At 64.5% G+C, this 26,459-nt stretch carries 28 protein-coding genes and 1 tRNA gene; 15 read left to right on the top strand and 14 right to left on the bottom strand.

Annotated elements, in window-relative coordinates; translation table 11 throughout:
• The first annotated feature begins 215 nt into the window (after window positions 1-215).
• The 3 genes from GGD65_RS21045 (at window position 216) to GGD65_RS21035 (ending at window position 2,824) form a co-directional block, all read left to right on the top strand.
• Window positions 216-995 carry an SDR family oxidoreductase gene (locus tag GGD65_RS21045; RefSeq protein ID WP_183236492.1) on the top strand — a complete coding sequence of 260 codons (780 nt, stop codon included), beginning with the start codon at window positions 216-218 and terminating at the stop codon, window positions 993-995.
• 121 nt (window positions 996-1,116) lie between these two features.
• The gene (locus tag GGD65_RS21040) at window positions 1,117-1,911 is read left to right on the top strand and encodes a glutamine amidotransferase (protein ID WP_092261489.1); all 795 of its coding nucleotides are present in this window, start codon (window positions 1,117-1,119) and stop codon (window positions 1,909-1,911) included.
• A 100-nt stretch (window positions 1,912-2,011) separates the two neighbouring features.
• The gene (locus tag GGD65_RS21035) at window positions 2,012-2,824 is read left to right on the top strand and encodes an enoyl-CoA hydratase (RefSeq protein WP_183236491.1); all 813 of its coding nucleotides are present in this window, start codon (window positions 2,012-2,014) and stop codon (window positions 2,822-2,824) included.
• A 111-nt stretch (window positions 2,825-2,935) separates the two neighbouring features.
• On the opposite strand, the gene GGD65_RS21030 is transcribed toward GGD65_RS21035, so the two are convergent.
• A tRNA-Ala gene (locus tag GGD65_RS21030) sits at window positions 2,936-3,011 on the bottom strand.
• A gap of 204 nt (window positions 3,012-3,215) precedes the next feature.
• On the opposite strand from GGD65_RS21030, the gene GGD65_RS21025 reads away from it, so the two are divergent.
• The 3 genes from GGD65_RS21025 to folD are packed head-to-tail and all read left to right on the top strand — an operon-like array spanning window position 3,216 to window position 4,752.
• Complete coding sequence (locus GGD65_RS21025; protein WP_018318966.1) at window positions 3,216-3,506, top strand: YggT family protein; 291 nt, start codon at window positions 3,216-3,218, stop codon at window positions 3,504-3,506.
• 15 nt (window positions 3,507-3,521) lie between these two features.
• The gene (locus GGD65_RS21020) at window positions 3,522-3,857 is read left to right on the top strand and encodes a DUF167 domain-containing protein (protein ID WP_018318965.1); all 336 of its coding nucleotides are present in this window, start codon (window positions 3,522-3,524) and stop codon (window positions 3,855-3,857) included.
• A 10-nt stretch (window positions 3,858-3,867) separates the two neighbouring features.
• Window positions 3,868-4,752, top strand: a complete 885-nt coding sequence (gene folD / locus GGD65_RS21015; protein ID WP_183236490.1) for a bifunctional methylenetetrahydrofolate dehydrogenase/methenyltetrahydrofolate cyclohydrolase FolD — start codon at window positions 3,868-3,870, stop codon at window positions 4,750-4,752.
• Window positions 4,753-4,887: 135 nt separating this feature from the next.
• On the opposite strand, the gene ppa is transcribed toward folD, so the two are convergent.
• Together ppa and GGD65_RS21005 are read right to left on the bottom strand one after the other, a co-directional pair.
• Window positions 4,888-5,424, bottom strand: a complete 537-nt coding sequence (gene ppa, locus GGD65_RS21010; protein ID WP_018318963.1) for an inorganic diphosphatase — start codon at window positions 5,422-5,424, stop codon at window positions 4,888-4,890.
• Window positions 5,425-5,600: 176 nt separating this feature from the next.
• Window positions 5,601-6,110 (bottom strand): GNAT family N-acetyltransferase, encoded by a 510-nt coding sequence (locus GGD65_RS21005; protein WP_018318962.1) that lies wholly within the window; start codon window positions 6,108-6,110, stop codon window positions 5,601-5,603.
• A gap of 267 nt (window positions 6,111-6,377) precedes the next feature.
• Between GGD65_RS21005 and GGD65_RS21000 the strand changes: the two genes are divergently transcribed.
• The 4 genes from GGD65_RS21000 to GGD65_RS20985 are packed head-to-tail and all read left to right on the top strand — an operon-like array spanning window position 6,378 to window position 9,476.
• Complete coding sequence (locus GGD65_RS21000) at window positions 6,378-7,277, top strand: dienelactone hydrolase family protein (protein ID WP_183236489.1); 900 nt, start codon at window positions 6,378-6,380, stop codon at window positions 7,275-7,277.
• Window positions 7,274-7,741 carry a DUF2269 domain-containing protein gene (locus GGD65_RS20995; RefSeq protein WP_183236488.1) on the top strand — a complete coding sequence of 156 codons (468 nt, stop codon included), beginning with the start codon at window positions 7,274-7,276 and terminating at the stop codon, window positions 7,739-7,741. The genes GGD65_RS21000 and GGD65_RS20995 overlap by 4 nt, the downstream gene beginning before the upstream one ends.
• Before the next feature lie 8 nt (window positions 7,742-7,749).
• The gene (locus GGD65_RS20990; protein WP_183236487.1) at window positions 7,750-9,069 is read left to right on the top strand and encodes an SDR family oxidoreductase; all 1,320 of its coding nucleotides are present in this window, start codon (window positions 7,750-7,752) and stop codon (window positions 9,067-9,069) included.
• Window positions 9,069-9,476, top strand: coding sequence for a thiol-disulfide oxidoreductase DCC family protein (locus tag GGD65_RS20985; RefSeq protein WP_183236486.1), 408 nt, complete (start codon window positions 9,069-9,071; stop codon window positions 9,474-9,476). Before GGD65_RS20990 ends, GGD65_RS20985 begins: the two co-directional genes overlap by 1 nt.
• 172 nt (window positions 9,477-9,648) lie before the next feature.
• Here the strand turns inward: GGD65_RS20985 and GGD65_RS20980 are convergent, their stop codons facing one another.
• From GGD65_RS20980 to GGD65_RS20955, 6 genes are all read right to left on the bottom strand, one after another.
• Window positions 9,649-10,896: an NAD(P)/FAD-dependent oxidoreductase gene (locus tag GGD65_RS20980; protein ID WP_183236485.1), complete on the bottom strand. Its 1,248-nt coding sequence runs from the start codon at window positions 10,894-10,896 to the stop codon at window positions 9,649-9,651.
• Between the two features lie 156 nt (window positions 10,897-11,052).
• Entirely contained in the window at window positions 11,053-12,879 is a 1,827-nt protein-coding gene (gene typA / locus GGD65_RS20975; RefSeq protein WP_018318956.1) for a translational GTPase TypA, read from the bottom strand.
• 237 nt (window positions 12,880-13,116) lie between these two features.
• Window positions 13,117-13,398, bottom strand: a complete 282-nt coding sequence (locus tag GGD65_RS20970) for a hypothetical protein (protein WP_183236484.1) — start codon at window positions 13,396-13,398, stop codon at window positions 13,117-13,119.
• Window positions 13,395-14,840: a radical SAM protein gene (locus GGD65_RS20965; protein WP_183236483.1), complete on the bottom strand. Its 1,446-nt coding sequence runs from the start codon at window positions 14,838-14,840 to the stop codon at window positions 13,395-13,397. The genes GGD65_RS20970 and GGD65_RS20965 overlap by 4 nt, the downstream gene beginning before the upstream one ends.
• Complete coding sequence (locus tag GGD65_RS20960; protein WP_183236482.1) at window positions 14,837-15,553, bottom strand: prolipoprotein diacylglyceryl transferase; 717 nt, start codon at window positions 15,551-15,553, stop codon at window positions 14,837-14,839. Before GGD65_RS20960 ends, GGD65_RS20965 begins: the two co-directional genes overlap by 4 nt.
• An 81-nt stretch (window positions 15,554-15,634) precedes the next feature.
• On the bottom strand, window positions 15,635-16,399 hold the full coding sequence (locus tag GGD65_RS20955) for a Crp/Fnr family transcriptional regulator (RefSeq protein ID WP_018318952.1): 765 nt from the start codon (window positions 16,397-16,399) through the stop codon (window positions 15,635-15,637).
• 178 nt (window positions 16,400-16,577) lie between these two features.
• Here GGD65_RS20955 and GGD65_RS20950 point away from each other — a divergent pair, with 178 nt between their 5' ends.
• Window positions 16,578-16,961 (top strand): response regulator, encoded by a 384-nt coding sequence (locus GGD65_RS20950; protein WP_026202102.1) that lies wholly within the window; start codon window positions 16,578-16,580, stop codon window positions 16,959-16,961.
• Between the two features lie 3 nt (window positions 16,962-16,964).
• On the opposite strand, the gene GGD65_RS20945 is transcribed toward GGD65_RS20950, so the two are convergent.
• Complete coding sequence (locus GGD65_RS20945) at window positions 16,965-18,506, bottom strand: alkaline phosphatase (RefSeq protein ID WP_183236481.1); 1,542 nt, start codon at window positions 18,504-18,506, stop codon at window positions 16,965-16,967.
• Window positions 18,507-18,668: 162 nt separating this feature from the next.
• Window positions 18,669-20,114, bottom strand: a complete 1,446-nt coding sequence (locus GGD65_RS20940) for a TAXI family TRAP transporter solute-binding subunit (RefSeq protein ID WP_183236480.1) — start codon at window positions 20,112-20,114, stop codon at window positions 18,669-18,671.
• Window positions 20,115-20,262: 148 nt separating this feature from the next.
• Here GGD65_RS20940 and GGD65_RS20935 point away from each other — a divergent pair, with 148 nt between their 5' ends.
• Window positions 20,263-20,559, top strand: a complete 297-nt coding sequence (locus GGD65_RS20935) for a 4a-hydroxytetrahydrobiopterin dehydratase (RefSeq protein WP_283813690.1) — start codon at window positions 20,263-20,265, stop codon at window positions 20,557-20,559.
• A gap of 99 nt (window positions 20,560-20,658) precedes the next feature.
• Window positions 20,659-21,054 (top strand): YkvA family protein, encoded by a 396-nt coding sequence (locus GGD65_RS20930; RefSeq protein WP_092261474.1) that lies wholly within the window; start codon window positions 20,659-20,661, stop codon window positions 21,052-21,054.
• A gap of 154 nt (window positions 21,055-21,208) precedes the next feature.
• Here the strand turns inward: GGD65_RS20930 and GGD65_RS20925 are convergent, their stop codons facing one another.
• The 3 genes from GGD65_RS20925 to GGD65_RS20915 all read right to left on the bottom strand — a co-directional run bounded on the left by GGD65_RS20925 (window position 21,209) and on the right by GGD65_RS20915 (window position 24,539).
• Window positions 21,209-22,369 (bottom strand): TAXI family TRAP transporter solute-binding subunit, encoded by a 1,161-nt coding sequence (locus GGD65_RS20925; protein WP_018318946.1) that lies wholly within the window; start codon window positions 22,367-22,369, stop codon window positions 21,209-21,211.
• Between the two features lie 18 nt (window positions 22,370-22,387).
• Window positions 22,388-23,248: a hypothetical protein gene (locus GGD65_RS20920; RefSeq protein WP_183236479.1), complete on the bottom strand. Its 861-nt coding sequence runs from the start codon at window positions 23,246-23,248 to the stop codon at window positions 22,388-22,390.
• Window positions 23,249-23,564: 316 nt separating this feature from the next.
• A complete protein-coding gene (locus GGD65_RS20915; RefSeq protein ID WP_018318945.1) occupies window positions 23,565-24,539 on the bottom strand; it encodes an NADPH:quinone oxidoreductase family protein in 975 nt (324 codons plus the stop codon).
• A gap of 218 nt (window positions 24,540-24,757) precedes the next feature.
• Here GGD65_RS20915 and GGD65_RS20910 point away from each other — a divergent pair, with 218 nt between their 5' ends.
• Window positions 24,758-25,597 (top strand): SDR family oxidoreductase, encoded by an 840-nt coding sequence (locus GGD65_RS20910; RefSeq protein WP_183236478.1) that lies wholly within the window; start codon window positions 24,758-24,760, stop codon window positions 25,595-25,597.
• A gap of 117 nt (window positions 25,598-25,714) precedes the next feature.
• Window positions 25,715-26,362, top strand: a complete 648-nt coding sequence (locus GGD65_RS20905; protein ID WP_018318943.1) for an invasion associated locus B family protein — start codon at window positions 25,715-25,717, stop codon at window positions 26,360-26,362.
• Window positions 26,363-26,459: the final 97 nt, after the last annotated feature.

Raw genomic sequence — 26,459 nt, 5'->3', positions numbered from 1 at the left:
CCGGTGGATGGCCGGTTGTGCGGATCACATGACGAAACTTTAATGTAGCTGCCGGCCGTCCGGCTCCGGATTCGTCCGTAAAAACCCGGCTTTCCCGCTCCTCCTGTCGCCCGCTCAGGTGGCCATGCGGCCGACACCGCTTGCCTGTCGCGCACGGCTTATGCTCTCGTTCCGTCATTGCGGGGCCAAAAACTTCAATTCAAGAGACTTCGATCGTGGTTGAGCGGGTAACGTTGATCACCGGTGCTTCGGCGGGCATAGGTGCGGAGCTGGCGCGCGTGTTCGCCGCCAATGGACATCGTCTCGCTTTGACAGCGCGGCGCGCCGACCGTTTGGAGGCGCTCGCGAACGAGCTCGCCGCCAAAGGCGGCAAGAAGCCGATCGTGATCGCCTGCGATCTCGAGGACCCCGACGCCGGCGAGACCATCGCGGCGGCGCTCGCCGCCGAAGGCGTCGAGCTCGACCACCTCGTCAACAATGCCGGCTTCGGCGTGTTCGGCGATGCCATCGAGCGCGATCGCGACGAGCAGATCGGGATTGTCGATGTCAACGTGCGGGCTCTGACCGATTTGTCGCTGCGCTTCGCCGATCAACTCATCAGGAACAAGGGCGGCCTTCTCAATGTCGGCTCGGTCGCGGGCTTCCTGCCCGGCCCCGGCATGGCCGTCTATTACGCGTCCAAGGCCTACGTGATTTCCTTCACCGAAGCGCTGCGGGCCGAGCTCGCGCCGCGCGGCGTTCGCGTCACCGTGCTTTGCCCGGGTCCCGTGCCCACCGAATTCCAGGCGCGCGCGGGCGTCGGCTCCGGACATGATACGGCCCTGCTCAATGTTTCGGCCGCCGATGTCGCGCAGGAGGCCTATCGCGGCCTGATGGCCAACAAACGGGCAGTGCTGCCTGGTCTCGGCATCAAGATTGTGCCATTCGCGCTGCGCTTCTTCCCGCGGGGCTTCATCCTGGCTGCCACCAGCCGATTCCAGAGGCAGAGGCATTAGCCCTCGAAGCTCCCGTATTGGCCCGGAGCTTGCTTCGGCTTCGATGTGTGCGCGAACTCACACGAAATTAACGATCGCTTAGTTATGCTGACGGTCTGAACCGATAGCACTCGCAGAGGCCATGTCGTTCCGGACGGACAGGTTTGGTAGCGCAGAAGTGGTGCCCTTCCCGAGAAGGACGCCAAGTGCCGTCGCCTCCGAAACCCAGTTGCCGGTTCTGATCATCCTGCACCAGGAATCCTCGACGCCGGGCCGTGTTGGCAATGCGCTGCGTGCGCTTGGCCATCGGCTCGACATTCGCCGTCCCCGCTTCGGCGATCCCCTGCCCGAGACGCTCGATCAGCATGCCGGCGCCGTGGTCTTCGGTGGTCCGATGAGCGCCAATGATTCCGACGACTATATTCGCCGCGAGATCGACTGGATCGAAATTCCGCTGCGCGAGCAGCGGCCATTCCTCGGCATCTGCCTTGGTGCCCAGATGCTGGCGATGCAACTCGGCGCCCGCGTCGCGCCGCATGCCGATGCGCTGACCCAGATCGGCTACTACCCGATCCGGCCCACAGCCGCGGGCCACGCCCTCTGCCCGGCCTGGCCGGCCCAGGTCTATCACTGGCATCGCGAGGGATTCGAGCTGCCTGTCGGCGCCGAGCTGCTTGCAGAAGGCGACGATTTTCCGGTGCAGGCGTTCCGCACCGGCAATGCCTTCGGCGTGCAGTTTCATCCTGACGTGACCTACGCGATGATGCATCGCTGGACCACGCGCGGCTATGACGGCTTCAGCGCGCCCGGTGCGCGGCAGCGACATCATCATTTCGCCGATCGTGCCGTATACGATGTCGCGGAGCGCGCCTGGCTCGATCATTTCATCGACGGCTGGCTGGCGCGCCGGCCGGTGCTGGCGCAAGCCGCCGAGTGATCCGCGCGTTCGCGCGAAGCCCTTGCCTCATTCCTGGATATGCTAGGCTCGCTCCCCAACGAGCGCGCGAAATTGCGCCGGCAGACAAAGGGAGAGCGTCATGGCCTACGACCACATTCTCTATGAGGTGAGCGACAAGATCGCGACCATCACGCTCAACCGTCCCGATCGCATGAATGCGTGGACGCCGACCATGGAGCGCGACGTGCGCCATGCGATGGAAGCGTCAAGCGCCGATGACAATGTCCGCGTCATCATCCTCACCGGCGCGGGCCGCGCGTTTTGCGCCGGCGCCGATATGGATGCTTTGAAGGGGCTCGACCCCGACGACGTCCGGCGCGCGTCGAACCTGCCGCCGTTCGACATGAACCGCCGTCCGGATTGGCAGACGCGCTACGGTTTCTATCCGTCAATCAAGAAGCCTGTGATCGCCATGCTCAACGGTGCGACCGCCGGCATAGGGCTCGTGCACGCGCTCTATTGCGACCTGCGCTTTGCCGCCGACAATACGGTGTTCACGACGGCCTTCGCGCGGCGCGGCCTGATTGCCGAGCACGGCATCAGCTGGATGCTGCCCCGCATCGTCGGTCATGCTAATGCGATGGATCTGCTGCTCTCGGCGAGGCGCGTGCCGAGCGACGAGGCGCTGCGGATCGGCCTGGTGAACCGGCTCTGCCCGCCTGAGAAGCTTCGCGAGGAGACCTATGCCTATGCGCGCGATCTCGCCGATTTCGTCTCGCCGAGCGCGATGGCCGTGATCAAGCGCCAACTCTACGAGGTGCCGTTCCAGACGCTCGCGGAAGCAACCATCGAAGCCAACCGGGAGATGATGGTGGCGCTCGCCGGCAGCGATTTCCGGGAAGGGGTTGCGAGCTTCATGGAAAAGCGGCCGCCGCGGTTTACGGGGAGGTAGGGGGAGTATTCCTCAACCGGTCCGTCTTCGCCCTGCGGGCTTCGCCGGACACCACGCTTCGCCCTTCGAGCTCTGCGCGGCTGCGCCACGCGTAGCCCGAAGGGCGAAGCGTGGTGGAGCCAGGCGGGATCGAACCGCCGACCTCGTCATTGCGAACGACGCGCTCTCCCAGCTGAGCTATGGCCCCTTTGCTGGCCGCTCTGGTAAACGCGGCCGACAACCGGGCGCCATTTAAGTCCCCGCCAAGGTCAAGTCAAGGACGGGTGTCACCCGGTTTTAGCCATTCGGGGCGCGGACTTCCCTTGTTTGGGCGGGGGGGAACCGATATCTAGCAAAAGGCGTCAATCCCGACCGCAGCCAACGTTTTCAAAAGCCAGAGGCTTCAAAAGCCATGCGTGCCGTTCTCGACATCGTCATCATCGTGCTCGACCTCTACGTCTGGCTGCTGATCGCCTCCGCGATCCTGTCCTGGCTGATCGCCTTCAACGTCGTGAACACGCGCAACCAGTTCGTCTCGGCGGTGGCGGAGTTCCTGTACCGGATCACCGAGCCTGTGCTGGCGCCGATTCGCAACTTCCTGCCCAGTCTCGGCGGTCTCGACATCTCGCCGATCATCCTGATCCTGATCATCATGTTCATCGAGCGGGTGATCCTGTACTACATCTACCCCAACGTGATCTGAGCGGGCTGGAGCGCCTTGGTTGCAAACAAGGAGCCCTGGCGTTACTCGGCCGCAGGAATCAGCATCGCGCTGCGGGTGACGCCGCGCGGCGGTCGCGACGGCATCGACGGGATCGAGCAACTGGCCGACGGCCGCAGCGTGCTCAAGGTGAGGGTGCGAGCCATCGCCGACGGCGGCGAGGCCAACAAGGCCGTTTTGGTCCTGCTGGCGAAATCGCTGGGCGTCCCCAAGGCCGGCGTAAAGCTCCTGTCCGGAGCCACCTCGCGGCTGAAGCAGATCGCGGTCGACGGCGATCCGGCACGGCTCGGCGAAGCCCTGCGCCAGCTCGTCTCGGCCCAATCGAAAGACTGAGGGAACTGACATGACCGCCAAGATTATCGATGGAAAAATCATTGCCGCGGAACTCCGGGCCCGCGTCGCGGACGAGGTCGCCCGCGTCAAGCGCGAGCACAATCTGGTGCCGGGGCTGGCGGTCGTGCTGGTCGGCAGCGACCCCGCCAGCGAGGTTTATGTCCGCTCCAAGCACACCCAGACCCAGGCCGCCGGCATGGCCTCGTTCGAGCACAAGCTGCCGGCCGACGTCTCGCAGGCGGAGCTTCTGGCGCTGGTCGCGAAGCTCAACCGCGATCCGGCCGTGCACGGCATTCTGGTGCAGTTGCCGCTGCCGAAGGGGCTGAACACCGAGGCCGTCGTCAACGCCATCGACCCCGCCAAGGACGTCGACGGGCTGCATCCGAACAATGCCGGCCAGCTCGCCGGCGGTTTCGAGGCGCTGTCGCCCTGCACGCCGCTCGGCTGCATCATCCTGACCAAGAGCGTGCACGCCTCGCTCGAAGGCAAGAACGCCATCGTTATCGGCCGTTCCAATCTGGTCGGCCGGCCGCTGGTGCAATTGCTGCTGAACGAGAACGCCACGGTGACGATCGCGCATTCGCGCTCGCGTGACCTGCCCGGGCTCGTGAAGCAGGCCGATCTCGTCTATGCCGCGGTCGGAAGACCTGAGATGGTGCGCGGCGACTGGCTGAAGCCGGGGGCGACCGTGATCGACGTCGGCATCAACCGGATACCCAAAGAAGACGGCAAGACGCGCCTCGTCGGCGACGTCGCCTATCAGGAGGCGCTTGGGGTGGCCGGCGCAATCACGCCGGTGCCGGGCGGCGTCGGCCAGATGACGGTGGCGTGCCTGCTGGTCAACACGCTGCGTGCGGCCTGCGCGATCGCCGAGCTACCGAAGCCGGCGGTATAGGTCAGGTTCTCGTGCCCCGGACGCAGCGCAGCGCTTCTTCAGCGGTGCGCTGCTGAGCCGGGGCCCAGCGGCGACATGGGTCCCGGCTCAGCGTCGCGTCATTTCATGCCGCGCCGCGTCCGGGACACGGATGCTTCAGCCCTTCTTCTTCTTCTCGCGATCCATGCCTTCGAGGATCAGCTTGTGTGCGTCCTCCGGGCCGCCCCAGCGCAGGATCTTCACCCATTTGCCCTTCTCGAGATCCTTGTAGTGCTCGAAGAAGTGCTGGATCTGCTGCAGCGTGATGTCGGGCAGGTCGGAGTACGACTTCACCTTGTCGTAGCGCTGCGTCAGCTTCGACGACGGCACCGCCAGAATCTTCTCGTCGCCGCCGGCTTCGTCTTCCATGAACAGCACGCCGACCGGGCGCACGCTCATGACGGCGCCGGGAATGATGGCGCGGGTGTTGATGATCAGGACGTCGCAGGGATCGCCGTCATCCGACAAGGTGTGCGGGATGAAACCGTAGTTACCGGGGTAACGCATCGGCGTGTAGAGGAAGCGGTCGACCACCAGCGTGCCGGCCTCCTTGTCCATCTCGTATTTGATCGGTTCGCCGCCCACGGGGACTTCGATGAGGACGTTTACTTCGTGAGGTACGTTCTTCCCGATCGAGATCGCATCGATACGCATTCAAAGCTCCGTTATTGCCGAGGATAAATCGCGCCCGGCAGCGATTTGGCGCTGTCATACGCGGGCTTGGCCCGCTGATCCATCGCGTTTTTGTGAAATAATGAATCCGGAAGTCACCGGCTCAAAGGCAACGGTATCGACGGAAGGGAAACGCTGCCGCCTAGGCTTTCAGCAGCTCAATTGGTCCAAGCGAAGGCAACCTTGTCGAGCGACTTCGGCCCGAACCGCTCCGAGGAGCGGGCCACCATACGGCCCCCAAGCGCCCGGTAGAACTCGGTCGCGGGGTCGTTGTCCGAAAGCGCCCACACCACCATGCTCTTCAGCCCGCTCTGCATCAGGTCGCGGCGGGCGGAGGCGAACAGGCGGCGGCCGAAGCCAAGGCCCTGGAATTCGGGGCGCAGGTACAGCTCGTAGATCTCGCCGTCGAAATGCAGGCTGCGGGCGCGATTACGGCCGTAATTGGCGTAGCCCGCGATCTTGTCGCCGAACACCAGCACGCTGACGCGGCTGCCCTTGCGGATCGCGCTGTCCCACCATTGCGGGCCGCGGCGGTTGATGAGCTTTTCCAGCTCGGCGCCGGGAATGATGCCCTGATAGGCGGAGCGCCAGGCTTCGTCATGAGTCGACGCCACCGCAGTCGCATCTGCAGCTTTGGCCGGCCGGACCTCGATCAGGGTTGTGCTCATGGGCGCAATCAAACCAAGTCGCCGCGCCGGCGGCAAGACCTATCGTTAATTATCGGTTAACGTGTGGACTTTGTGCATCAGTATCTGAGCCATGTTGTACCGAAAAAAGACAGGACGCCGACTCGAATGGCACCGGCGTGCCGTGTGTCGGTGCAAAACTCCCTCTGCAGCAACGAATGAAGGGCGAGGGCCACGCAGAAAGTCCGCCCATAGTGATTCGTTCCTACTAGTGTGACTGTCGCTGTTCGTGCTCGTCCTCGGCCATTCATGCGGCTTCTCAACATCTTCGCGCTCCTGACTCTGCTTGCCTTGCTGACTGCGCCGCCTCTGTGCGCTCAGGTCACGTTTGGCCCATCGGGAGAGGAGGGTGAACCGTTTCGCCGGCAAGCGTGGCGGGTGCCGTCGCCGGATACCGACATCGCTGCGCGTGCCCTGCTGTTTCGCCCCGCCGGCGCAGGTCCGTTCCGGCTTGCGGTCGTCGCACACGCCTCGACGCAGAATGGCTTGCGTCGAGCGCAAATGCCGCAGCCGGAATATCGTCCGCTCGCCGCCTATCTCGTCGCGCGCGGGTTTGCCGTGCTGGTGCCGGAGCGGCTCGGCCATGGTGCGACCGGCGGCCGCTATGTCGAGGACCAGGGCGGCTGCGATGAGGCCGACTATGCGCGTTCGGGCCGTGCAACGGCCGAGGAAATCCGGCTCTCGCTGGAGTTCTTGCGAAAGCAGGATTTTATCCGCAAGGACGCTGCCATCGTGATCGGCCATTCCGCCGGCGGCTGGGGTGCGCTGGCGCTCGCCAATGCCGATCCGAAGGCGATCGCCGCGATCACAGTGTTTGCGCCGGGGCGCGGCGGCCATGCCAATGATGAGCCGAACCGGATCTGCGCGCCACACACGCTTCTTGCCGCCGCTGCAGAGTTCGGCAAGGGCGCGCGCATTCCTGTCACATGGCTCGTTGCGACCAATGACAGCTATTTTTCGCCGGCGTTTTCAAAGGGCCTGGCCGACGCGTTTCGCGGCAGCGGCGGCAAGGTCGACTTCCGCACCTTGCCGGCCGTCGGCAGCGAGGGGCACTGGATGATCGAAAGTGAGGCCGGCGTCAAAGCCGCGAGCCGGGAGCTCGTGGGTGCGCTGAACCAGGGCAGGCCAACCGCGACCAAGAAGCCATGACGCTGTATTTCCTGGTCAAGTTTCTCCATGTGCTCGGCGCCATCGTCATCCTCGGCACCGGAACCGGCATCGCCTTCTTCATGCCGATGGCGCATCGCACCGACGATGCGGAGTTCATCGCGCGCACCGCTTCGGTCGTCGTCATTGCGGACGCAATCTTCACACTGTCGGCCGTGCTGCTCCAGCCGGTCACGGGCGGCTTGCTGATGTTGCTCTCGGCGATGCCGATCACCGAGCGCTGGCTGCTCGCCTCGCTCGTGTTGTATGTTGTCGCCGGCCTGTTCTGGATTCCTGTCGTGTTCATGCAGATCGAGATGCGCGATCTCGCGCGAAAGGCCGCGGAGCAGCACCGTGCATTGCCACAACGATACTTCGTCCTGTTTCGCCGCTGGTTCGCGTTCGGCTTCCCCGGCTTCGGCGCGACGATGCTGATCCTCTGGCTGATGGTTGCAAAGCCGTTTTGAGAGCCGTGATGAACCAGCGAACCATCCTGGTGCTCGGCGCCTCCGGCCTGATCGGCCGCTTCGTTACGGACGATCTTCGCGCGCGTGGCTTTCGCGCGCTTGGCGTGGCGCGCAGCCTGTCGCCGGCGCAGAAGACGAGCGCGCTCGACATCGAGCTGCCGATCCTCTCGCTCGACGCGACCGTGCTGACGCGGCTGTTGCGCGAGCATGCCGTGGATGTCGTCGTTAACTGCCTCGGCGTGCTCCAGGACGGCCCCGGCAGCGACACAGGTGCCGTACACCGCGATTTCGTCGCGCGCCTGCTTGCGGCGATCACCGACGGCGGCCGCGCGATCCGGCTGGTGCACATTTCGATCCCCGGAGCGGCCGAAGCCGATCGCACCGCCTTCGCAACGACCAAGCGCGAGGCCGAGCGCCTGATCGCGGCCTCTGGCATTGCGCACGCCGTCCTGCGGCCCGGCTTCGTGGTCGCACCATCCGCCTATGGCGGCAGCGCCATGCTCCGCGCGCTCGCTGCCTTCCCGCTCGACCTGCCCGACAAGGAGATGGCGACGCCGTTCCAGCCCGTTTCAGTCGAGGATATCTCGGCCACCATCGCCTGGCTCACCGTGCGCGACATCGACGATGCCGCTGTCAAAGCCGTGAGCTGGGATCTGATGCAGGCTGAGCCGGTCACCATGGCCGGCGTCATCAAACAGTTCCGCCTTGCGTTCGGCACGGCCGCCTGGCCGCATGTCGCGATGCCGTCCTTCATGCTCGATCTTGGCGCCAGGATCGGCGATCTCGCCAATTATCTCGGCTGGATGCCGCCGATGCGCTCCACGGCCATCGCCGAGCTGCGCCGCGGCGTGCGAGGTGATCCCTCGGCATGGATCGCCGCCACGGGCATCGCACCGAAGACGCTGGTCGATATGATTGGTCGTCATCCCGCGACCGTCCAGGACAAATGGTTCGCGCGGCTATTCCTGGTCAAGGCGCTGATCTTCGCCAGCCTCGTCGTGTTCTGGCTCGTCTCCGGCTTCATCGCGCTGTTCGTGTCCTACCGTGCCGCCGCCGACATCCTGACGGCGCACGACTTCCCGGCCGCGCTGGTCGATCCCATCACCATCGGCACCAGCCTGATGGACATGAGCATTGGCGCGATGATTGCCTTTCGCCGCACCGCGGCGGCCGGGCTCGTTGCTGGCATCACCGCCTCGCTCGGCTATATGTTCGGCGCGGCGGTCCTGACGCCCGATCTCTGGATCGAACCGCTCGGCGCGCTGGTGAAGACGGGGCCGGCGATCGTGCTGATGTTGGTGGCGCTCTTGACGCTGGATAACCGCTGATGAGCAAATGGCCCGATGACGACGTGATCCTGTTCGACGGCGTCTGCATCTTCTGCTCGCGCTGGGTCCGCTTCGTCGCGCAGCGCGACACGGCGAAGCGGTTTCGCTTCACGCCGATCCAGTCGGAGTATGGCGCCCGGCTCGCGCGGACGTTCGGCATCGACCCCGATGATCCCGACACCAATGCCGTGGTTCATGGTGGTGAGGTGTACATGAAGTCGGATGCGGCGTTGACGGTGCTGTCGCGACTCCCGGGCTGGGGTTGGGTGCGCGTGCTGTTCACCGTACCGAAGCCGCTGCGGGACCCGGTGTACAGCCTCATCGCGCGCAACCGCTATCGCATCTTCGGCAAGTATGACGCGTGTTTCGTGCCCGATGCGGATTTGCGGGCGAGGGTGATCGAGTGACGCGACAGCGGCACCACAAGATTGTGTCGTCCCGGCGAGCGCCGGGACCCACCACAGAGCGGAGTTTGGCGAAGACTGGAAGTTAGGGTCAATCCGCGGTACGCGCACCACGCGTGACTGAAAGATCACGCGGTGGGTCCCGGCGTTCGCCGGGACGACATTGGTGGGGAGGTTAGCGCTTCCCGATTGCCGCCAGCACTTCCTTCGCCGCCCGTTCCCCGCTGTCCCGCGCCCCGTGCGCGGTCGTGAAGAAGGTTGGCGACGTCGCCTCGCCGGCGAAGAACAGCCGGCCATCGACCGGCGCGGCCAGCACGGCGCGGTCGCCGGCATGGCCAGGCAGCGCGTGCGAGTATGAGCCGCGGGCAAACGGATCATGCGCCCAGCGCGACTCGGCGAGCGGCTTCAGCTTGCGGCGGATGTCGTTGCCGAGAAAGCCGGCGATCTCGTCGATGCTATGCGCGGCGATGGCGCCGTCGCCGGAATCTTCCAGCGCGCGGGCGAAGCTGCCGCCGAAGAAGCCTTCGATGCAGGGCTGGCCGAACGGGCGGATATGGTAGGTGCCCATCGCGGTGCGCATGGTGGCGCCGCGCAGGTTTGCTTCCTTGGGAAAGGCTTCGGCGTCCTCGAGCGCGAGCGTCACCTTGTCGTCGACGCCGAGCGGCAGGCCCGCTGCCGCGTCGACCTTGGACCGTAACGGCGGCGAAAAGCGGGTCGTCTCATCGGCGATCAGATTGGTCGGCACGGTGACGATCACCTTGTCCGCGGTCAGCGTGCCCTGCGACGTCTCGATGCGGACCCGCGGGCCGGAATGATCGATCAGCGCGACGTTGCAGTTCAACGCCACCGGGCAGGGCGCGCCATAGGCCGCAACAAGCGCGCCATAGCCGCGACGGACGCGCCAGTTGAGACCAGAATCCTCATAGGCGTCCCAGTCCAGCGTCGACATGTCCTTGAGTTCGCAGCCGTTGATATAGGTCGAGATCGCGTCGATCATGGGATTCCAGCGATTGCCCATTTCGAGGCTCCGGCTCGCAGGCTCGTCCTTGCCCGTCTGCGCGGCTTCCCAGAGGCGCTCATAGAACGCGTCCATCGCGCGCATGAAATCGTCGCGCTCGCCTTGCGGAAACGCGTTGCCATAGGCGCGCTCGCGCCAGGGCGGCAGGTCCTTGTTGAGCTCGAAACCGAGCCGCTGCGCGATCGAAACGAAGCAGTTCTTGTCCGCCGAGTGCAGCCAGCCGCAGCCGACGTCGAAGGTCACGTCAGGTGAGGCCTGTACGGTCCAGGCGCGGCCGCCGAGCCTGTTCCGTGCCTCCAGTACGATCGCGGAGAGACCGGAGCCCGCCAGCGCATGTGCAGCGCCGAGGCCGGCGGCACCGGCGCCGACGATCGCGACGTCCACGGAGGAGGGGAGGGAGGTCATGGGCGGGCTCTAGCACGTTCGCTGGGTGTGCTGAAGCCGGACGGGTAAACGCTTTTGTAGGGTGGGCAAAGGCGCTCTTGCGCCGTGCCCACCATCGTCGATTGGTGGGCACGCTTGCGCTTTGCCCACCCTACGGCACTACGGAGAACGGTGGCCTTACGCCACCGCTTCCTTGGCCTTCTCCGCGCGCTTGCGCTCGTTGGGGTCGAGGTGCTTCTTGCGCAGGCGGATCGACTTCGGCGTGACCTCGACGAGCTCGTCGTCCTCGATATAGGCGAGCGCCTTTTCCAGGGTCATGCGGATCGGCGGGGTCAGGCGCACGGCTTCGTCCTTCGAGGTCGTGCGGATGTTGGTGAGCTGCTTGCCCTTGAGCACGTTGATCTCGAGATCGTTGTCGCGGGTGTGCTCGCCGACGATCATGCCCTTGTAGACCTTCCAGCCCGGCTCGATCATCATCGGGCCGCGGTCTTCCAGCTTGAACATGGCGTAGGCCACCGCATCGCCCTGGTCGTTGGAGATCAGCACGCCGTTGCGGCGGCCCTGGATCTCGCCCTTGTACGGCGCGTAGCCGTGGAACAGGCGGTTCATGATCGCGGTGCCGCGGGTGTCGGTGAGCAGCTCGCCCTGGTAGCCGATCAGGCCACGGGTCGGCGCGTAGAACACCAGGCGCTGACGGTTGCCGCCCGAGGGCTTCATCTCGATCAGCTCGGACTTGCGCTCGCTCATCTTCTGCACGACGACGCCGGAGTGCTCCTCGTCGACGTCGATCACGACTTCCTCGATCGGCTCCATGGTGGCGCCGGTGGCTTCGTCCTTCTGGAACACGACGCGCGGGCGCGACACCGAGAGCTCAAAACCTTCACGGCGCATGGTCTCGATCAGGATCGCGAGCTGCAATTCGCCGCGGCCCGAGACTTCCATTGCGTCCTTGTCGGAGGCTTCGACGACGCGCAGCGCGACGTTGCCTTCGGCTTCGCGCAACAGACGGTCGCGGATCATGCGGCTCGTCACCTTGTCGCCTTCGGTGCCGGCGAGCGGGGAGTTGTTGACGATGAACGACATCGATACGGTCGGCGGATCGATCGGCTGCGCCGGCAGCGGCACTTCGACGGTCGGATCGCAGAAGGTGTCGGCGACGGTGCCCTTGGTCAGGCCGGCAATGGCGACGATGTCGCCGGCTTCGGCTTCATCGAGCGGGGTGCGCTCGAGACCGCGGAACGCCAGGATCTTGGTGATGCGCCCGGATTCGACCAGCTTGCCCTCGGCGTTGAGCACCTTGACCTGCTGGTTCGGCTTGAGCACTCCGGAGGAGATGCGGCCGGTGATGATGCGGCCGAGATAGGGGTTGGCTTCCAGGATGGTGCCGATCATCCTGAACGGACCTTCCTCGACCTTCGGCGGCGCGACGTGGCGCAGGATCAGGTCGAACAGCGGCTCCATGCCCTTGTCCTTCGGGCCCTCGGGGCTGTCAGCCATCCAGCCCTGCTTGGCCGACCCGTAGAGGATCGGGAAGTCGAGCTGCTCCTCGCTGGCGTCGAGCGCGGCGAACAGGTCGAACACCTCGTTGATGACCTCGGTCGGGCGCGCGTCGGGGCGGTCGACCTTGTTGATGACGACGATCGGCTTGAGGCCGACCTTGAGCGCCTTGGAGACCACGAACTTGGTCTGCGGCAGCGGGCCTTCGGCAGCGTCCACCAGCACCAGGGCGCCGTCCACCATGTTCAGGATGCGCTCGACCTCGCCGCCGAAATCGGCGTGGCCGGGGGTGTCGACGATGTTGATGCGGGTGTCCTTCCACTGCACCGAGGCCGCCTTGGCCAGGATGGTGATGCCGCGCTCGCGCTCCAGATCGTTGGAGTCCATGGCGCGATCGGTCACCTTCTGGTTCTCGCGGAACGTGCCGGACTGCTGGAGGAGTTTGTCGACCAGGGTCGTCTTGCCGTGGTCGACGTGAGCGATGATGGCGACGTTACGGAGGTTCATGAGTGAGCTTCTTTGGTTCGAACAATGGGTTAAGCGCGATCTCGCCGGTCGGACCGGGACCTCTTCTCGAAACAACGCTGGAAGACTGGAAACGGGGCGCTTTCCGCCCAAAAAGGAAGCCCGGCCATATCGACCGGGCAGCCTACGCGTTGCGGCGCAATATATGCAAAAACCGCCAAAAAACAATGCGTTCTTTGGGCCTTGGTTGACTGAATTTTGCCCGGGAATCTCCGGGGGTTAGCTCCCGTTCCGGGCCGGCGGGGCCTTCCGCCCCATGATGGCCGCCCAGATCAAGACGACGCCTCCGATGCCGATGACCAGTCCCAAAAAGACCAGCGACGCGATGTCGGCGGGGATCTGGCCACCCTCGACCACGGACATTCCGCCGAACAGGAGCGCGCAGAGCCCCGGCAGCAGCATGAAGATGCCGGCGATCGCCATCAGCGCGGTCAGGCAGCCGCTGCGTGCCTCGCCGGGTGTCGGGACGGGCGGCAGAACCGGCGGTGGCGTATCGCTCATTGTGATGCCTCCTCGCCTTGCCTTGCCGCGCGATAAGTCTGCCCTTCGAGCGCGGCGCGGATGCCGTCGATCTTGCCGTTACGGTAGAACAGATTGTAGGTGTCGAACGGAATGATCGCGCCCTGCTCCGTCACGAAATGGATGCAGCTGCGCTTGACGTTGCCGACGCAGAAATTGAAGCGATCGAGAAACTGCACGATGGTGACGCGGAACACGTTCTCGTAAGAGAGCCCTTCCGGCACCTGAAAGCTCGGAAGGCAGCACAACAGCTCGCAGACGCGCTCGGACGTGTTGAGCGGGCCCGACGACAGCGAGAACAGATCGACGAATTTTTCCCGCAGCACTGGATATTTCTCAGGGCTGATCGTGTTGGGCATCACCGCAACCAGCTGCTCCTGCGGGATCAGCGAGGTCAGCGGCAGCACCTTCTCGCCATTGCGCAGGCCATAGCCGATCGAGATGCTTTCGGGATTGCAGGGCAGCGGGATCATGTCCTTGTCGCCGAACACGCCGGTCTCGATCACGCGCTTGCGGATCTCCGACAGCATGATGCGGTCGGTTTTCTCATCGAAATTCTCGTTGCGGCCGGCGTCCTGCACCGGCTGCAGCGTGACGCCGCGCACGCATCTCCACGTCAGCGCGTGGCGAACGATGTCGCCGATTTCGGAATCATTGACGCCGCGCTTGATGGTCGCGACCAGTGTGGTCGACACGCCAAAATGCTCGAGATTTTCCAGCGCCTGCTGGCGGATTTTTCGCAAATCCGCGCCGCGCAGGTCGATCAGCGCATCGCGCTGCAGTGAATCGAACTGGAGATAGACCTCCAGCCCGCGCCTGTTCTCGGCGAGCCGCGCCACGAAATCCTTTTCGCGGGCGATGCGCAGCCCGTTGGTGTTGATCATGACGTGGCGGATCGGGCGGGCGCGCACGGCATCCAGGATCTCGAAGAAATCAGGATGCAGCGTCGGCTCACCGCCGGAAATCTGCACGAGGTCGGGCTCGCCCTCGCTTGCGACCAGCGCGTCCAGCATCTTCTCGACTGTCGCGAGCGGGGTGAATTTCGTTCGTGCGGGCGAGGATTCGGCGAAGCAGACCGGGCAGGTGAGGTTGCAGTGCTCGGTGATCTCGATCAGCGCCAGGCAGGAATGCTGCTCGTGGTCGGAACAGAGACCGCAATCATAGGGGCAGCCGAATTCGGTGCGCTGCTGGAATTGCAGCGGCCGGTCGCCGGGCTTGATGAAATCCTTGCACAGGCGCCAATAGGCGGCATCCGTCGACACCAGCGTCGACTGGACGCCGTGCTCCCTGCAGCGCTTTTCGTACCAGACCTCGTTGTCCAGGATCTGGATCTTGGTCGGCACCAGCTTCAGGCAGGTCTCGCAAAGAGATTGGGTCTGGCCCCAGAAAATATAGGACCGCGACTTACGCAACGGCGCGTTCATGCAAGTATCTCGTTTTGTAAGCGTCTCGCTTTGGGCGCCGTCGCCAGCATGACGCCGGCGTAGAGCAAAATGGACAGCGACAGCAGGTGAAACAGGGTGAAGGGGCCGATCAGCGTGCCGTAGGGCTTGAGGAATTCCCACAGGAAGCGTTGCGCTCCATAATAGACGAGAACCAGGTAGAAACCATTGGTGATCACAAAGGCGTTTCGGTTCACGACCGCCAGCACATAGAGCAGCGCGAATACGGCCATGGCCGCGCTCTCATAGAGCTGCACGGGATGGCGCAGAATGCCGTCGCCGAAATCATGGGCCCATGGCAGCGCCGTCGGCGTGCCGTAGGTGAAATCGTCGAGGCCCGCGAAGTAGCAGCCGAGCCGGCCGATCGCGATGCCCAGCGCCAGCGGCAGCGCAAAACGGGCACCGGTTCGCGCGGCGATCCCCGCGGACCATTTGTAGAGCTCGATCGCCACGATGCCGCCGGCCAGCGCGCCCTCGACCGAGCGCGCAATGCCGCTCTCGCCCGACAGCCACAGATTGGCGGAGCCGAACAGATAGGCGCCGAGGCCCGCGCCGAACACCAGCGCGGCGACATAGGGCAGCTGGAAGGATTGCGCCGGAAACTGCAGGCGCTGTCGCGACAGCCAGTAGACGGCCGCCGCCGCCGCCAGCCATGCCAAGACGTCGAAGATGGTGTGTAGGAAAGCCCCGCTCATGCCGGGGGATATTAGCCCAGGTTCCGGCCGAGCGGGATAGTGCGCCTGCTCGTTCTCCACGCCGGGAAGCGAGGCGGATCGCTAGCCGGCCTCCCGCTCCTCGGTCGGATAGACGCCGCGCAGCACCTCCTCGAAATGCATCTTCACCGCGTCGTTGCACAGGCAGGCGCGAAGCCTCAGGCCGTCGCGGTTGCGAACCAGGATCGATCCGCGCCTGGTGTCGAGAATCCGTTCCGCCTTGAACGACTGAAGCACGCGGCTGGCATAGGAGCGGCCAACGCCCAGCAGCGTCGCAAGCTGTTCGTGGGTCAGCGGCACGCTGTCCTCGTCGCCGGTGCGCTCCATCGCCGCCAGGATCCATTTGGCGGTCCGCTGCTCGATCGAATGGATCGCATTGCACGCGGTCGACTGGAAGATCTGCGCCAGCATGCAATCGGCATAGCGGGCAAAGATGTTGCGCAGCGACGCCGAGCGCAGCTTGGCCGCTTCCAGCTTGGCGACATGAACGCGCGCAAACGGGCCGCCGAATTTCACGCAGATCCGGGTATAGGCCGGCAGGAATCCCTCGCTGACGATGCCGCCCACCGCGCCTTCGCGGCCGACCAGGATGGTCTCGACGTCTCGGCCATCCTCGTTGGGGACCAGAAAGGTCGCGAGCGCCGGTCCGCAGGGGAAGTGGACGACCTGGACGTCGTCACCGGGGCTGTAGAGCAGCTGGCTGGCTGCGGAGTTTTCGACGGTCACATGCGGTGCGAGCAATGCGTAGTCTGCCTGGCTCAAGCGCCGCAACAAATTGTTGGCCGGACGGCTCTCGACCTCGATCATCTTGCTGATACGCGCATCCATCGTGAACTCCGATCTTCCTCCCCACCTTAACGAGTTCCTTGCATTCCCTGTGTGCACAAGTGGACAGACTAGAGAACGGCAATGTGGTGGGTTTCGTTCCGGGAACCCTCCGATGCGCTGTGCGCAGGCATCGTGTCGCGGCAGTCCTGATCCGAACCCCCACACACAAGATGCGATCATGACACCCGCACTTTCCAATGGCTCAAGCTGGCCGGCCGACGTTCTGATCGTCGAAGACGATCCGATCATCGCCATCGATTTCGAGGACCGTCTGCTCGGGTTTGGAGTGCCGGGCGTGCGGACCGTCGGGTCGGTGACGCAGGCGCTCGGCGCCATCGCCAACCGCGCGCCCGATTTCGCGCTGCTCGATGTCGAGTTGATCCGCGAGACGAGCTTTGCGGTCGCGGAGCGGCTGGCTGCGCTGAAGATCCCGTTCGTCTTCGTTACCGGCTATGGCGCCGAGGCGCGCATTCCGCCTGAATTCTCGGGCCAGCCGCGGTTGCAGAAGCCGTGCTCGAGCGACGCGCTGGAGGCGGCGCTCAAGGTGCGCGCCCTCGACTAGCGATCAACCCTGCTTCGGATCGAGCGTGGTCGACCACAGCGCGACGTCGGCGCGGTCGCGCAAGGTCACCGTCATCTGGCCCGAGGCGCCGTCGATCTTGACGTGACCGAAGAACTGCATGCCGGCGGAGGGCGGCAGGTTCTGGCTGTCCTTGCCCGGCGCCTTGACGAAGCGCACCTCGGGTCCAAAGGTGTTGTCGAGCGCGTTCGGACCGAACGTGCCGGCATGCAGCGGGCCCGAGACGAATTCCCAGAACGGCTCGAACTCCTGGAATTGCGCCTTGTTCGGATCGTAATAATGCGCGGCGGCGTAGTGCACGTCCGCCGTCAGCCACACCGTGTTGCTGATCGGCGCCATCTTGATGAAACGCAGGATGTCGGCGATCTCGAGCTCGCGGCCGCGGACCGGGCCGTCACCCTGCGCGATTGCTTCCGAGCCGCCCTTCGGCGTGTCCGCGACGACGAGGCTGAGCGGCATGTCGGAAGCGATCACCTTCCAGGTCGCGCGTGAATTGAGCAGGCCGCGCTTGAGCCAGGCGATCTGGTCCGGGCCGAGGAAGTAGCTGGCGGGGCCGTAAGCGGTTTCGAGATTGGCGCCGTTCGGACCGCGATAGCTGCGCTCGTCGAGCACGAACACGTCGAGATGCGGGCCGTAGGAGATCTGGCGATAGACCCGGCCCGGCTCGACGATGCTCTCGCGCATCGGATACATCTCGTGGAAGGCGCGGCCCGCGCGGGCAGCGAGCAAGGCGATGTCGCGCTCCTTGTAGGCGGCCGGCAATTCCTTCGACAGCGACCAGTTGTTGGTCACCTCGTGGTCGTCCCATTGCACGAAGATCGGCACCTCGGCATTGAAGGCGCGGAGGTTGTCGTCGATGAGATTGTATTTGTGCGCGGCGCGGTACTCGTCCAGCGTCTCGGCGACCTTGGTCTTCTCGGGGATGGTGACGTTCTTCCAGAGCTTGCCGTCGGCGAGCTTCACCTCGGATACAATCGGGCCGTCGGCATAGATGGTGTCGCCCGAATGCAGGAAGAAATCCGGACGGTGCTTGCGCATCGCTGAGAAGGTGAACATGCCGCCGTCATCGGGATTGATACCCCAGCCCTGGCCGGCGACGTCTCCGCCCCAGACGAAGCTGACGTCGCGGCGGTCGGCCGGCGCGGTGCGGAAGCGGCCGACCACCGGCTCGCCCTCGATGGCGCTGTGGGAGAGATCGCGGAAGCGGACGCGGTAAAAGATGTCCTGGCTAGCCGGCAGATTCTCGATCAGCATCTTCGCGGTAAAGTCGCTCTCGGGGAGCGCTGCGATCGGCGGCAGCGCACGGGCATCCCTGAATGACTCCGTCGTCGCCACCTCGACCAGCATCTGCGCGGGCCGGTCGGTGCGCGCCCACACCACACCGCCGTCCACCGTGACGTCGCCCGACTGGACGCCATGAGTGACCATCGGCCGATCGGCCGCGCGCGAGAGATAGGGCATCGCGATCGCGCCGAGCGTACCGGCGCCGGTGGCGAGGAAGCGGCGGCGGGAGAATTTGATGTTCATGCTTGGCTCGCTGTGCTGCGCACATCTCGCGCCGTCATTCCCGGACGGTCCGAAGGATCAGAACCCGGAATCTCGAGATTCCGGATTCGCGCGTTGCGCGCCCCGGAATGACGGTGAACCTATATTGAGACAATGTGACGCAGCGATAACGCGCGCAAGCGCTCACGCGTTGCCGGCGGCCCTGAACTGGGCGCCGGCCCGCTGCAGGTTCTGCGGCAGGCTGAATAGCACCGCCTTGCGGTCGGCGACGGCGGCGTGGAACTGGTCGAGTGCGATGTTGAAGGCGGTGAGCGCGGCTTCCTCGATCGCGCCGTGATCGAAGCAGCGCAGCGTGTCGCGCAGGATCTCGTCGGCCTCGGTCTGCATCTGGTCGAGCTCTTCGGTCGTCTCGCATCTGCGTGCGGCGGCGATCATGTCGAGCAGCCGTTCGCGCTGATGGTTGTTGTTGTCGCGCTCGTCCTTCTTCAGATAGCCGGCGAACCAGGCGCCGATCGAGCCCATGGCGGACAACGCCATCAGGCTCCACCAGATGTAATCGCTGTATTTGTCGAGGAAGGTCTTTTCCTCGCCGTCGACGAAGGCGGCAGCGCCCGGATGCACCGGGATCACCGCATCCTTGTCGGTGTCGGGCGTTTCGATCTTCGCCGCCAGCGGGAATTCCGTCACCAGCTGCTGGCGCACGGCGAAGAGCTGGCGCGTGAACGCCGCGATGGTGGTTTCGGACACGCCTTTGCGCGCCACGACGTGGTGCGAGAAGCTGATGGTCTTGACCTCGTCGTCCGGGCGGGCGGGCGAGCCGCCATAGGTGCCGGCGGGAATCTCGGACGCTTCGTAGACCGGGTGGTTCTGCGCGATCGCATCCGCGGACTCGATCGCGAGGAAGCTGGGCGCGCCGAAATCCTTGGTGGAGGCGGCGATCGCATCCGCCGTGATCTTGCTGTTGACCGGGCCGGCCGCGAGATAGACGTCGGCCTTCTGGGCCTTGATCGCTTCGGCGACCTCGTTGGCCGGGAATTGCACGATCTCGACCTTGGCGGGATCGACGTTGTATTGCTGGAGGATCACCTTGAGCAGATTGACGTTGGCCTGGGTGCGGCCGACGACGCCGACGCGATGGCCGGTGAGTTGCGAGATCTTGGTGATCTTCGCGCCCCGCTTCTTGCCTTTGCTAGGCACGGACCACAGCACCACGACGTTCTTGCGCAGGGTCGCGACCGCTTGCGCGTTCTTGGGGACGTCGAGGTCGCCGCGCACGATGGCGAGATCGACCTTGCCTTCCGCAAGCGCATTGGCACTGGCGGTGGCGCCGTCGGTCTGGATCGGCCGCAGCCGCACCTGGCCCTTGCTCTGCGTGAAGGCCTGCGTCAGCGCCTGCACGACCTTGACGTCGTCGCTGTTGGCGGGACCGACCGCGATCTTCAACGTCACCGGCCGCATGGCGAAGTAGTAGCCGCCGACGAGCGCGCCGATGATCGCAAGCACGAGCGCAAGAGACACGAGCGCGGTCTTCCGCGCCGCGGATCGCGGCGAAGGCGGAGAGGGCGTTTCGGCCAGGTCCAATCCCCCGGTCATCGATCTCCCAAACAGGCGCTTCAGGCTCAGTTTCATCTTGGCCGGCGATTTACGCCCGTAATTGTAGCAAATTTCTTGTCCGGCGGGGTTACATCTCCGTCATGGTTAGCGGATGGCGGAAATCCCCGTATGAACCCGGGCGTCAGCGGGGTGTTAGGGTAAAGTTCCCCTGAAGGACGGAGACATGACCATGGCAGATCGGCTTTCGGCGGAGGCGCGCAAGCAGGCGCTGGGTGGACTACCCGGTTGGAGCGAGGTTCAGGGCCGGGATGCCATCGGCAAAACCTTTATCTTCAAGGATTTCAACGAGGCGTTCGGCTTCATGACCCGCGCTGCGCTGGCCGCCGAGAAGATGGATCACCACCCCGAATGGCGGAACGTCTACAAGACGGTGGAGGTGGTGCTGTCGACCCACGACGCCGGCGGCGTCACGGCGCTCGACGTCGCGCTGGCCAAGACGATGAACGCGATCGCAGGCTGAGACCGGCCGACGTCTTGCAGGGATCGGCCACATCCCCATCTTGTGATCAGCCGGGATCGGCGATCCGCCGCCCGGGGTTGAACGGGGAGTTTGTCGAACATGGCTGCCGAACACAGCGTCGGTTTCGAGCCGGCCGATCGGCTCGCGGAAGATCGTGAGAGCGTGCGCCGCCGCTTCTGGCGCAAGCTGAAGCGTGTTGCCGCGCAGCTGCCGTTCGCGGAAGACCTGCTTGCTGCTTATTACTGCGCGTTCGACCGGCAGACCCCGCGCCACGTCCAGGCCGCGCTGTTAGGTGCGATCGCCTATTTCATCCTGCCGTTCGATTTCGTCGCCGACGTGATGCCGGTCCTCGGCTTCGCCGACGATGCCGCCGTGCTCGCCACCGCCATCCGCATGGTTTCCGGCCACATCACCAATGAGCACCGCGAAGCCGCCCGTGCTGTGCTGAAGCGGGGGGTGGGTGAGGAGGGCGATGCGGACGTGGAAGCGGCGTAGTCAACGCGGATTCAACCACACATTCCGCTGTCATGCCCCGGCTTGATGTGTAGTCCGGGGACATGGCTGACACCTGTTCGGACACATCACTGACAGGTTGGCCATTGGTCAAGCCGGGCGATGACACGGAGTGTGTGGCGACGAAACGCGCTCGCTATTTCTTGCCCGCCTCCACCCGCGCCTTCTCCGCGTCCCATGCCTGGAATTGCTTGAACAGCGTTTCCCTGTCCGCATCGGAGACCTTTGCGGCCGTGGGGCTCTGCTTCAGGAACGCCTCGAATCGTTGCCGTGTCACCGGCTCGACGCCGTGCTTGTCGAGCCATTGCTGCGCCACCGGCAATCTGTTCCAACCCGACAGGGGCGCCGCGAGCGAGACCTCCTTCCACTTGGGATGGAAGGGCGGGTTCTGGAGCGCCGGGAATTTCGTGAAGAACGCGTCCACGAACAGCGCGAGCTTGCGATAGCGTTCGGTGTTTGGCGCCCAACTATAGGCCGCGAGCACCGCTGGCACCGCGATGGTGTCCACGCTCTCGCCCTCCTTGATCAGATTCGGATAGTCCTTGGTCGTCAGCGTCGCCGGCAGATAGTCGCTCTGGAGCGGCTTTGCATAGTCGACCTTGGCAAGATGGAAGCGGCCGTCATTGCCGAAGGTCGAGACTGATTTGTACGGCTTGCCGCCGACCACGATGACGGCGTCGATCTCACCGGCCTTCAGCTTTTCCATTGCGATGCGCTGCTCGACATAGACGAATTTCGCCTTGATGCCGAGCCGCTCGAATACGGTGAGCGCGGTGACGAAGGTGCCGCCATTGGGCAGGTCGACGCTGACCGTCTTGCCTTCGAGATCCTTCAGCGTCGCAACAGATTTCGGCGCGATCACCTGCATCTCTTCGTTGTAGAGCTTCGTCACATAGGTGAATTGCTTCTTGATGTCCTTGGCAAAACCCTTGCGCTCGAGATAGTCGAGCGTGTCGGCCCGCACGATGCCGAGATCGACCCCTTGCAGGAATAGGATGTCGGCGACGCTCTGCACCGAGCCACGGCCGACGATCGGCAGCACGCGGATCTTGTTGCCGTCGTCGAGCACCGAGGCGAGGTCGGCGCCGAACTGCACATAGGTGCCGCCGATCGTGCCGGTGATCAGCGTGACGGTGTTGGCGTTCAGCGCCTGCTTGGTCGAGGTCGAGCCGAACTGGAAGATGGCCTTCAGGCCGTCCGAGACCTTGGCCGGATCGTATTCGGTCTGCTCGGCGCCGGCGGTGGAGGCATAGATCGTCATGATGGCGGCAAGTGCCATTCCAAAAGCGTTACGCATGATGTCCCCTGAAGAGTTCTAGTTCTGAATCCGGACGAGACGCTGGCGCGCCTCCGCCGATCCGAGTGATGCAGCCCGCTGGTACCAGTCACGTGCGGCGGATGCGTCGGCAATGACACTTCGCGCATCGCTGGTGCCGAGCACCGTGGGATCATAGGTCTGCGCCAGCAGAAGCGCGGCCGTTGCATCTTGCGCATTGGCCGCGCGTTCGAGCAGCAGCCGCGCTGCGGCGATGTCACCGATCCTCAACAGGCTCTTCGCGCGCGTCATCAACGCTGCCAGCGTGTCGGCGTCGAGCGTCCTGACCGGCTCAGGCGGTGCAGGCTGTGCGGCGACGGGCTCCGGTGCTTGCACCGGTCCTTGCACCGGTCCTTGCGCTTGCAGCGCAACCTGATAGGCGGTCGCTATCGCTTCGCGGCTTGGCACCGTCGGTGCAGGGAGGTCCCGTGCGTCGGCGCTCGCCAGCGTCGTGTTGGACACGCGGGCCGGATCCTTGAGCGGGGTCTGTGGTATGGCCGGCGCGTTGGCCGACGCCATGGCCATGTCCGGCGCGAGCCCCACCCAGCTACCGGCGTTGGCGGTGAAGAAGCCGCGAAAGTCGGATTGATACAGTACGGCCAGAACTGCCAGGGTGGACGCTGCCAGAACAGCCGCGAGAACACGCGGCACAATTCTGGAACGCAACTCCACCGGCGTATATTCGCTTGGGTCCGGCGCGCCGAGCGGATCGGACAGGAACAGCGGAATCGGATCGTCCTGCGAAAGATCGGCCCGCGCGGCGCGCGCACGGACAAAGGACGCGGTCGGCGGATGTGATGCGGCTCGATTGAAGTCGAGCGCACTCGACTCCTTGGACGGGCGGAACGCCGTCGTCTCCATGGTGATGCTCCCCATTACTAACGCAACGCAGGGGCATTCCCGGCTTCAGTCTTTTTATTGTTGTCCAGAGGTACCCCGCAAACTGGAACCGGTAAATCGCCGTCTGAATCAGCCCAAAAAACGACGACGATTTGCGCGAATCGGGAGAGATTTGGGTTTGATTGCGGCAAAGCAGGGGAATGCACCGCAATTTTGGCGGGAATGGTTGAGGGCTCATTACCAAGCGACGGCGCACGAAAAAGCTGGCGCAGCTTCAGCGACGCCAGCGATTCGAGCGGTGACAGTTTTGTGTGTGGCGATGGCGACGCCTACATCCTCACGGATGCAAAATCACCTTGCCCATGGCCTGACGTCCCGCGAGCACCTTCAGTGCATCTGCTGTCTGCGCCAGCGGGAAGGTGCGGTCGACATGCGACGAGATCTTTCCTTCCGCCGTCCACTTCACGAGCTTCTCGAGATTGGCGCGGTTCTTCTCTGGATTCTGCCGCGTCCAAGCGCCCCAGAACACGCCGCGGATGTCGCAGCCTTTCAGCAGCGCGAGGTTCAGCGGCATCTTCGGAATGTCGCCCGCGGCGAAACCGATCACGAGGAAGCGGCCTTCCCAGGCGATCGAGCGCAGCGCCTGCTCGGCATAGGCACCGCCAACCGGATCGAAGATGATATCAACGCCCTTGCCGCCCGTGAGTTTTCGCAAGCCTTCCTTGAGGTCTTCCTTGGCGTAGTTCAGCGTCAGCTCGGCGCCATGCGCTTTCGCGAATTCGAGCTTCTCGTCCGACGAAGCGCAGGCGATCACCTTCAATCCCATCAGCTTGCCGAGCTCGCAGGCGGCAAGGCCGGTGCCGCCGGCCGCACCTAACACCGCGAGCGTCTCGCCCGGCTTCGGGCTGGCGCGATCTTCCAACGCATGAAGCGCCGTGCCGTAGATGATGATGATGCCGGCCGCACGGTCGTAGTCGAGATTGTCGGGGATCTTCACGATCGACGCCGCCGGCAGCGCGATCTTCTCGCGCGCGCCGTTGTGGCCGCAGGAAGCGACGACGCGATCGCCGACTTTCAGATCGGTCACGCCGGAGCCGATGCTTTCGATCACGCCCGCGACTTCCGCGGCTGGCGAGAACGGGAACGGCGGCTTGATCTGATACTTGCCCTGAATCATCAGGATGTCGAAGAAGTTCAGCGCCGCCGCCTTGATCGCGATCACCGCTTCACCGGGACCTGCCACCGGATCCGGCACCTCAGCCAGTACGAGATCGTCAGGCTGGCAATATTGCGAGCAGAGGATGGCTTTCATGGCGGCACCTTGGGCGTTTTGGGTGGAATTATAGTTTGGCCGTTTCTGCCGGATTTACTGCGGCCGGACAATCCGGATTCTTTGTCTCGGGCGGCGCGAGGGCCTATCCTCGTCATCCGAGCGCAGCAAGCAATCCAGACTATTTCCGCCGGACGGATTCTGGATTGCTTCGCTGCGCTCGCAATGACGGAGCAAGAAGAAAAGGGAGGATTCAAACGATGTTTGAAACAGGCCTGCTGAGGGACAAGCGCATCCTCGTCACCGGCGGCGGCTCGGGCCTCGGCGCCGCGATGGGGCGCCGTTTCCTTGCACTCGGCGCCGAGCTCGTGATCTGCGGCCGCAAGCTCGACCGGCTGGAAGCAACCGCGAGCGAGATGCGCGAGGAGACAGGTGGCAAGGTCACGACGATCGCCTGCGACATCCGCGACGGCGCGGCCGTCGACAGCATGATGGAGCAGATCTGGCGCGAGGCGCCGCTCGACATCCTCGTCAACAACGCCGCTGCGACGTTCATCGCACAGAGCGAGCATCTGTCGTTCCGCGCCGCCGATGCGATCCTGGCGCCGACGTTGCATGGCGCGATGTACTGCACGCTGGCCGCAGGCAGGCGCTGGATCGAGGACCAGCATGGCGGCGTCGTGCTCTCGATCCTCTCGACCTCGACCATCACCGGCCGCGCCTTCACCGTGCCCTCGGCGATGGCGAAATCGGCGCTGCTGGCGATGACCAGAAGTCTCGCCGTGGAATGGGGCCCGAAAGGCATCCGCACCGTCGCCATCGCCCCTGGTCCGTTCCCGACCGCGGGCGCGTCGGGGCAGCTCCGCCCCGAAGGCCGTGACGAAGGCTGGACCGCGCGCAACCCGCTTGGCCGGACCGGAGAGCACGGCGAGCTTGCCGATCTCGCCAGCTTCCTGGTCTCGGACCGCGCCGCCTACATCAATGGCGAGATGGTCGTCATCGACGGTGGCGCGCATTTGCGCAGTTCCGGCGCCGAGGATTTGTTACGTTGGACCGAGACGCAATGGGCCGACCAGCGCGCCGCGCGGTCCAAAGCGTAAGGCGCCGCTGATACCGCTAACTGCCTTCCCAAATTGGACTTTCCCGGTTATCCCTGCCAGGGGACAAAGCGCGGCCGGGCCATCTTCCAGTCACAATATTGAGGGAACCACTCCAGCATGTGGCGGGTGCTATCTTTAGCTTTGATGATCGGCATGATGACGTGCGGGATCGCCGATCTTGCGCGGGCGCAGACGACGCAACCGGCGCCGAAGGCCGCACCGAAGTCGGCGGCTCCGGCGGCCAATACGGCTGCAAAGAGCGCGGCAAAGCCCGAGAGCAAGCCTGCGGCCCCGCCCGCGGCGGTTGCGGGAGGCGCGGAGCCGACGCTGATCGGCCAGTTCGGCACCTGGGGCGCTTATTCGGCGACGCCCAACGGCAAGAAGGTCTGCTTCGCGCTGGCAAAACCCTCGTCGTCGAAGACCAATCCGCCGAATCGGCCGCGCGATCCCGCTTATGCCTTCGTCTCGACCCGTCCGGCCGAGAAGGTGAACAACGAAGTTTCGGTCATGATCGGTTACGCCCTGAAGCCGGGCTCGGAATCGTCGGTCGAGGTCGGCGGCGCCGCCTTCGCCATGTACACGCAGGGCGACGGCCTCTGGATCAAGAACGCGGCCGAGGAGGAGCGGATGGTCGAAGCCATGCGCAAATCCGCCGAGCTGGTCGTCAAGGGGGTCTCGGCCAAGGGCACCGAGACGACCGACACGTTCTCGCTGAAGGGCCTCGCCCAGGCGCTCGACAAGATCGCGCAGGACTGCCGGCGGTAAGGCTTAGTCCTTTAAGGCTAAGCGACAGCCACGGTCGCAATCGGCTGTTCCGGTTGCTATATAAGGCCGGTTCCAGATTTCTTCCGTCATTCCGGGG

Origin of the sequence: Bradyrhizobium sp. CIR18, assembly GCF_014198295.1 — a bacterium.
In the GTDB taxonomy this organism is placed as follows: domain Bacteria; phylum Pseudomonadota; class Alphaproteobacteria; order Rhizobiales; family Xanthobacteraceae; genus Bradyrhizobium.
The sequence above is the reverse complement of the archived record's forward strand: the minus strand, read 5'-3'. Positions and strand labels throughout refer to the sequence as shown.

What these genes read in the sequence shown, in the direction of transcription:
- GGD65_RS21040 (WP_092261489.1), top strand. Translation starts at nt 1,117, where the DNA reads ATGTCGTTCCGGACGGACAGGTTTGGTAGCGCAGAAGTGGTGCCCTTC.
- GGD65_RS21035 (WP_183236491.1), top strand. Translation starts at nt 2,012, where the DNA reads ATGGCCTACGACCACATTCTCTATGAGGTGAGCGACAAGATCGCGACC.
- GGD65_RS21025 (WP_018318966.1), top strand. Translation starts at nt 3,216, where the DNA reads ATGCGTGCCGTTCTCGACATCGTCATCATCGTGCTCGACCTCTACGTC.
- folD (WP_183236490.1), top strand. Translation starts at nt 3,868, where the DNA reads ATGACCGCCAAGATTATCGATGGAAAAATCATTGCCGCGGAACTCCGG.
- ppa (WP_018318963.1), bottom strand. Translation starts at nt 5,424, where the DNA reads ATGCGTATCGATGCGATCTCGATCGGGAAGAACGTACCTCACGAAGTA.
- GGD65_RS21005 (WP_018318962.1), bottom strand. Translation starts at nt 6,110, where the DNA reads ATGAGCACAACCCTGATCGAGGTCCGGCCGGCCAAAGCTGCAGATGCG.
- GGD65_RS21000 (WP_183236489.1), top strand. Translation starts at nt 6,378, where the DNA reads ATGCGGCTTCTCAACATCTTCGCGCTCCTGACTCTGCTTGCCTTGCTG.
- GGD65_RS20995 (WP_183236488.1), top strand. Translation starts at nt 7,274, where the DNA reads ATGACGCTGTATTTCCTGGTCAAGTTTCTCCATGTGCTCGGCGCCATC.
- GGD65_RS20990 (WP_183236487.1), top strand. Translation starts at nt 7,750, where the DNA reads ATGAACCAGCGAACCATCCTGGTGCTCGGCGCCTCCGGCCTGATCGGC.
- GGD65_RS20985 (WP_183236486.1), top strand. Translation starts at nt 9,069, where the DNA reads ATGAGCAAATGGCCCGATGACGACGTGATCCTGTTCGACGGCGTCTGC.
- GGD65_RS20980 (WP_183236485.1), bottom strand. Translation starts at nt 10,896, where the DNA reads ATGACCTCCCTCCCCTCCTCCGTGGACGTCGCGATCGTCGGCGCCGGT.
- typA (WP_018318956.1), bottom strand. Translation starts at nt 12,879, where the DNA reads ATGAACCTCCGTAACGTCGCCATCATCGCTCACGTCGACCACGGCAAG.
- GGD65_RS20970 (WP_183236484.1), bottom strand. Translation starts at nt 13,398, where the DNA reads ATGAGCGATACGCCACCGCCGGTTCTGCCGCCCGTCCCGACACCCGGC.
- GGD65_RS20965 (WP_183236483.1), bottom strand. Translation starts at nt 14,840, where the DNA reads ATGAACGCGCCGTTGCGTAAGTCGCGGTCCTATATTTTCTGGGGCCAG.
- GGD65_RS20960 (WP_183236482.1), bottom strand. Translation starts at nt 15,553, where the DNA reads ATGAGCGGGGCTTTCCTACACACCATCTTCGACGTCTTGGCATGGCTG.
- GGD65_RS20955 (WP_018318952.1), bottom strand. Translation starts at nt 16,399, where the DNA reads ATGGATGCGCGTATCAGCAAGATGATCGAGGTCGAGAGCCGTCCGGCC.
- GGD65_RS20950 (WP_026202102.1), top strand. Translation starts at nt 16,578, where the DNA reads ATGACACCCGCACTTTCCAATGGCTCAAGCTGGCCGGCCGACGTTCTG.
- GGD65_RS20945 (WP_183236481.1), bottom strand. Translation starts at nt 18,506, where the DNA reads ATGAACATCAAATTCTCCCGCCGCCGCTTCCTCGCCACCGGCGCCGGT.
- GGD65_RS20940 (WP_183236480.1), bottom strand. Translation starts at nt 20,114, where the DNA reads ATGAAACTGAGCCTGAAGCGCCTGTTTGGGAGATCGATGACCGGGGGA.
- GGD65_RS20935 (WP_283813690.1), top strand. Translation starts at nt 20,263, where the DNA reads ATGACCATGGCAGATCGGCTTTCGGCGGAGGCGCGCAAGCAGGCGCTG.
- GGD65_RS20930 (WP_092261474.1), top strand. Translation starts at nt 20,659, where the DNA reads ATGGCTGCCGAACACAGCGTCGGTTTCGAGCCGGCCGATCGGCTCGCG.
- GGD65_RS20925 (WP_018318946.1), bottom strand. Translation starts at nt 22,369, where the DNA reads ATGCGTAACGCTTTTGGAATGGCACTTGCCGCCATCATGACGATCTAT.
- GGD65_RS20920 (WP_183236479.1), bottom strand. Translation starts at nt 23,248, where the DNA reads ATGGAGACGACGGCGTTCCGCCCGTCCAAGGAGTCGAGTGCGCTCGAC.
- GGD65_RS20915 (WP_018318945.1), bottom strand. Translation starts at nt 24,539, where the DNA reads ATGAAAGCCATCCTCTGCTCGCAATATTGCCAGCCTGACGATCTCGTA.
- GGD65_RS20910 (WP_183236478.1), top strand. Translation starts at nt 24,758, where the DNA reads ATGTTTGAAACAGGCCTGCTGAGGGACAAGCGCATCCTCGTCACCGGC.
- GGD65_RS20905 (WP_018318943.1), top strand. Translation starts at nt 25,715, where the DNA reads ATGTGGCGGGTGCTATCTTTAGCTTTGATGATCGGCATGATGACGTGC.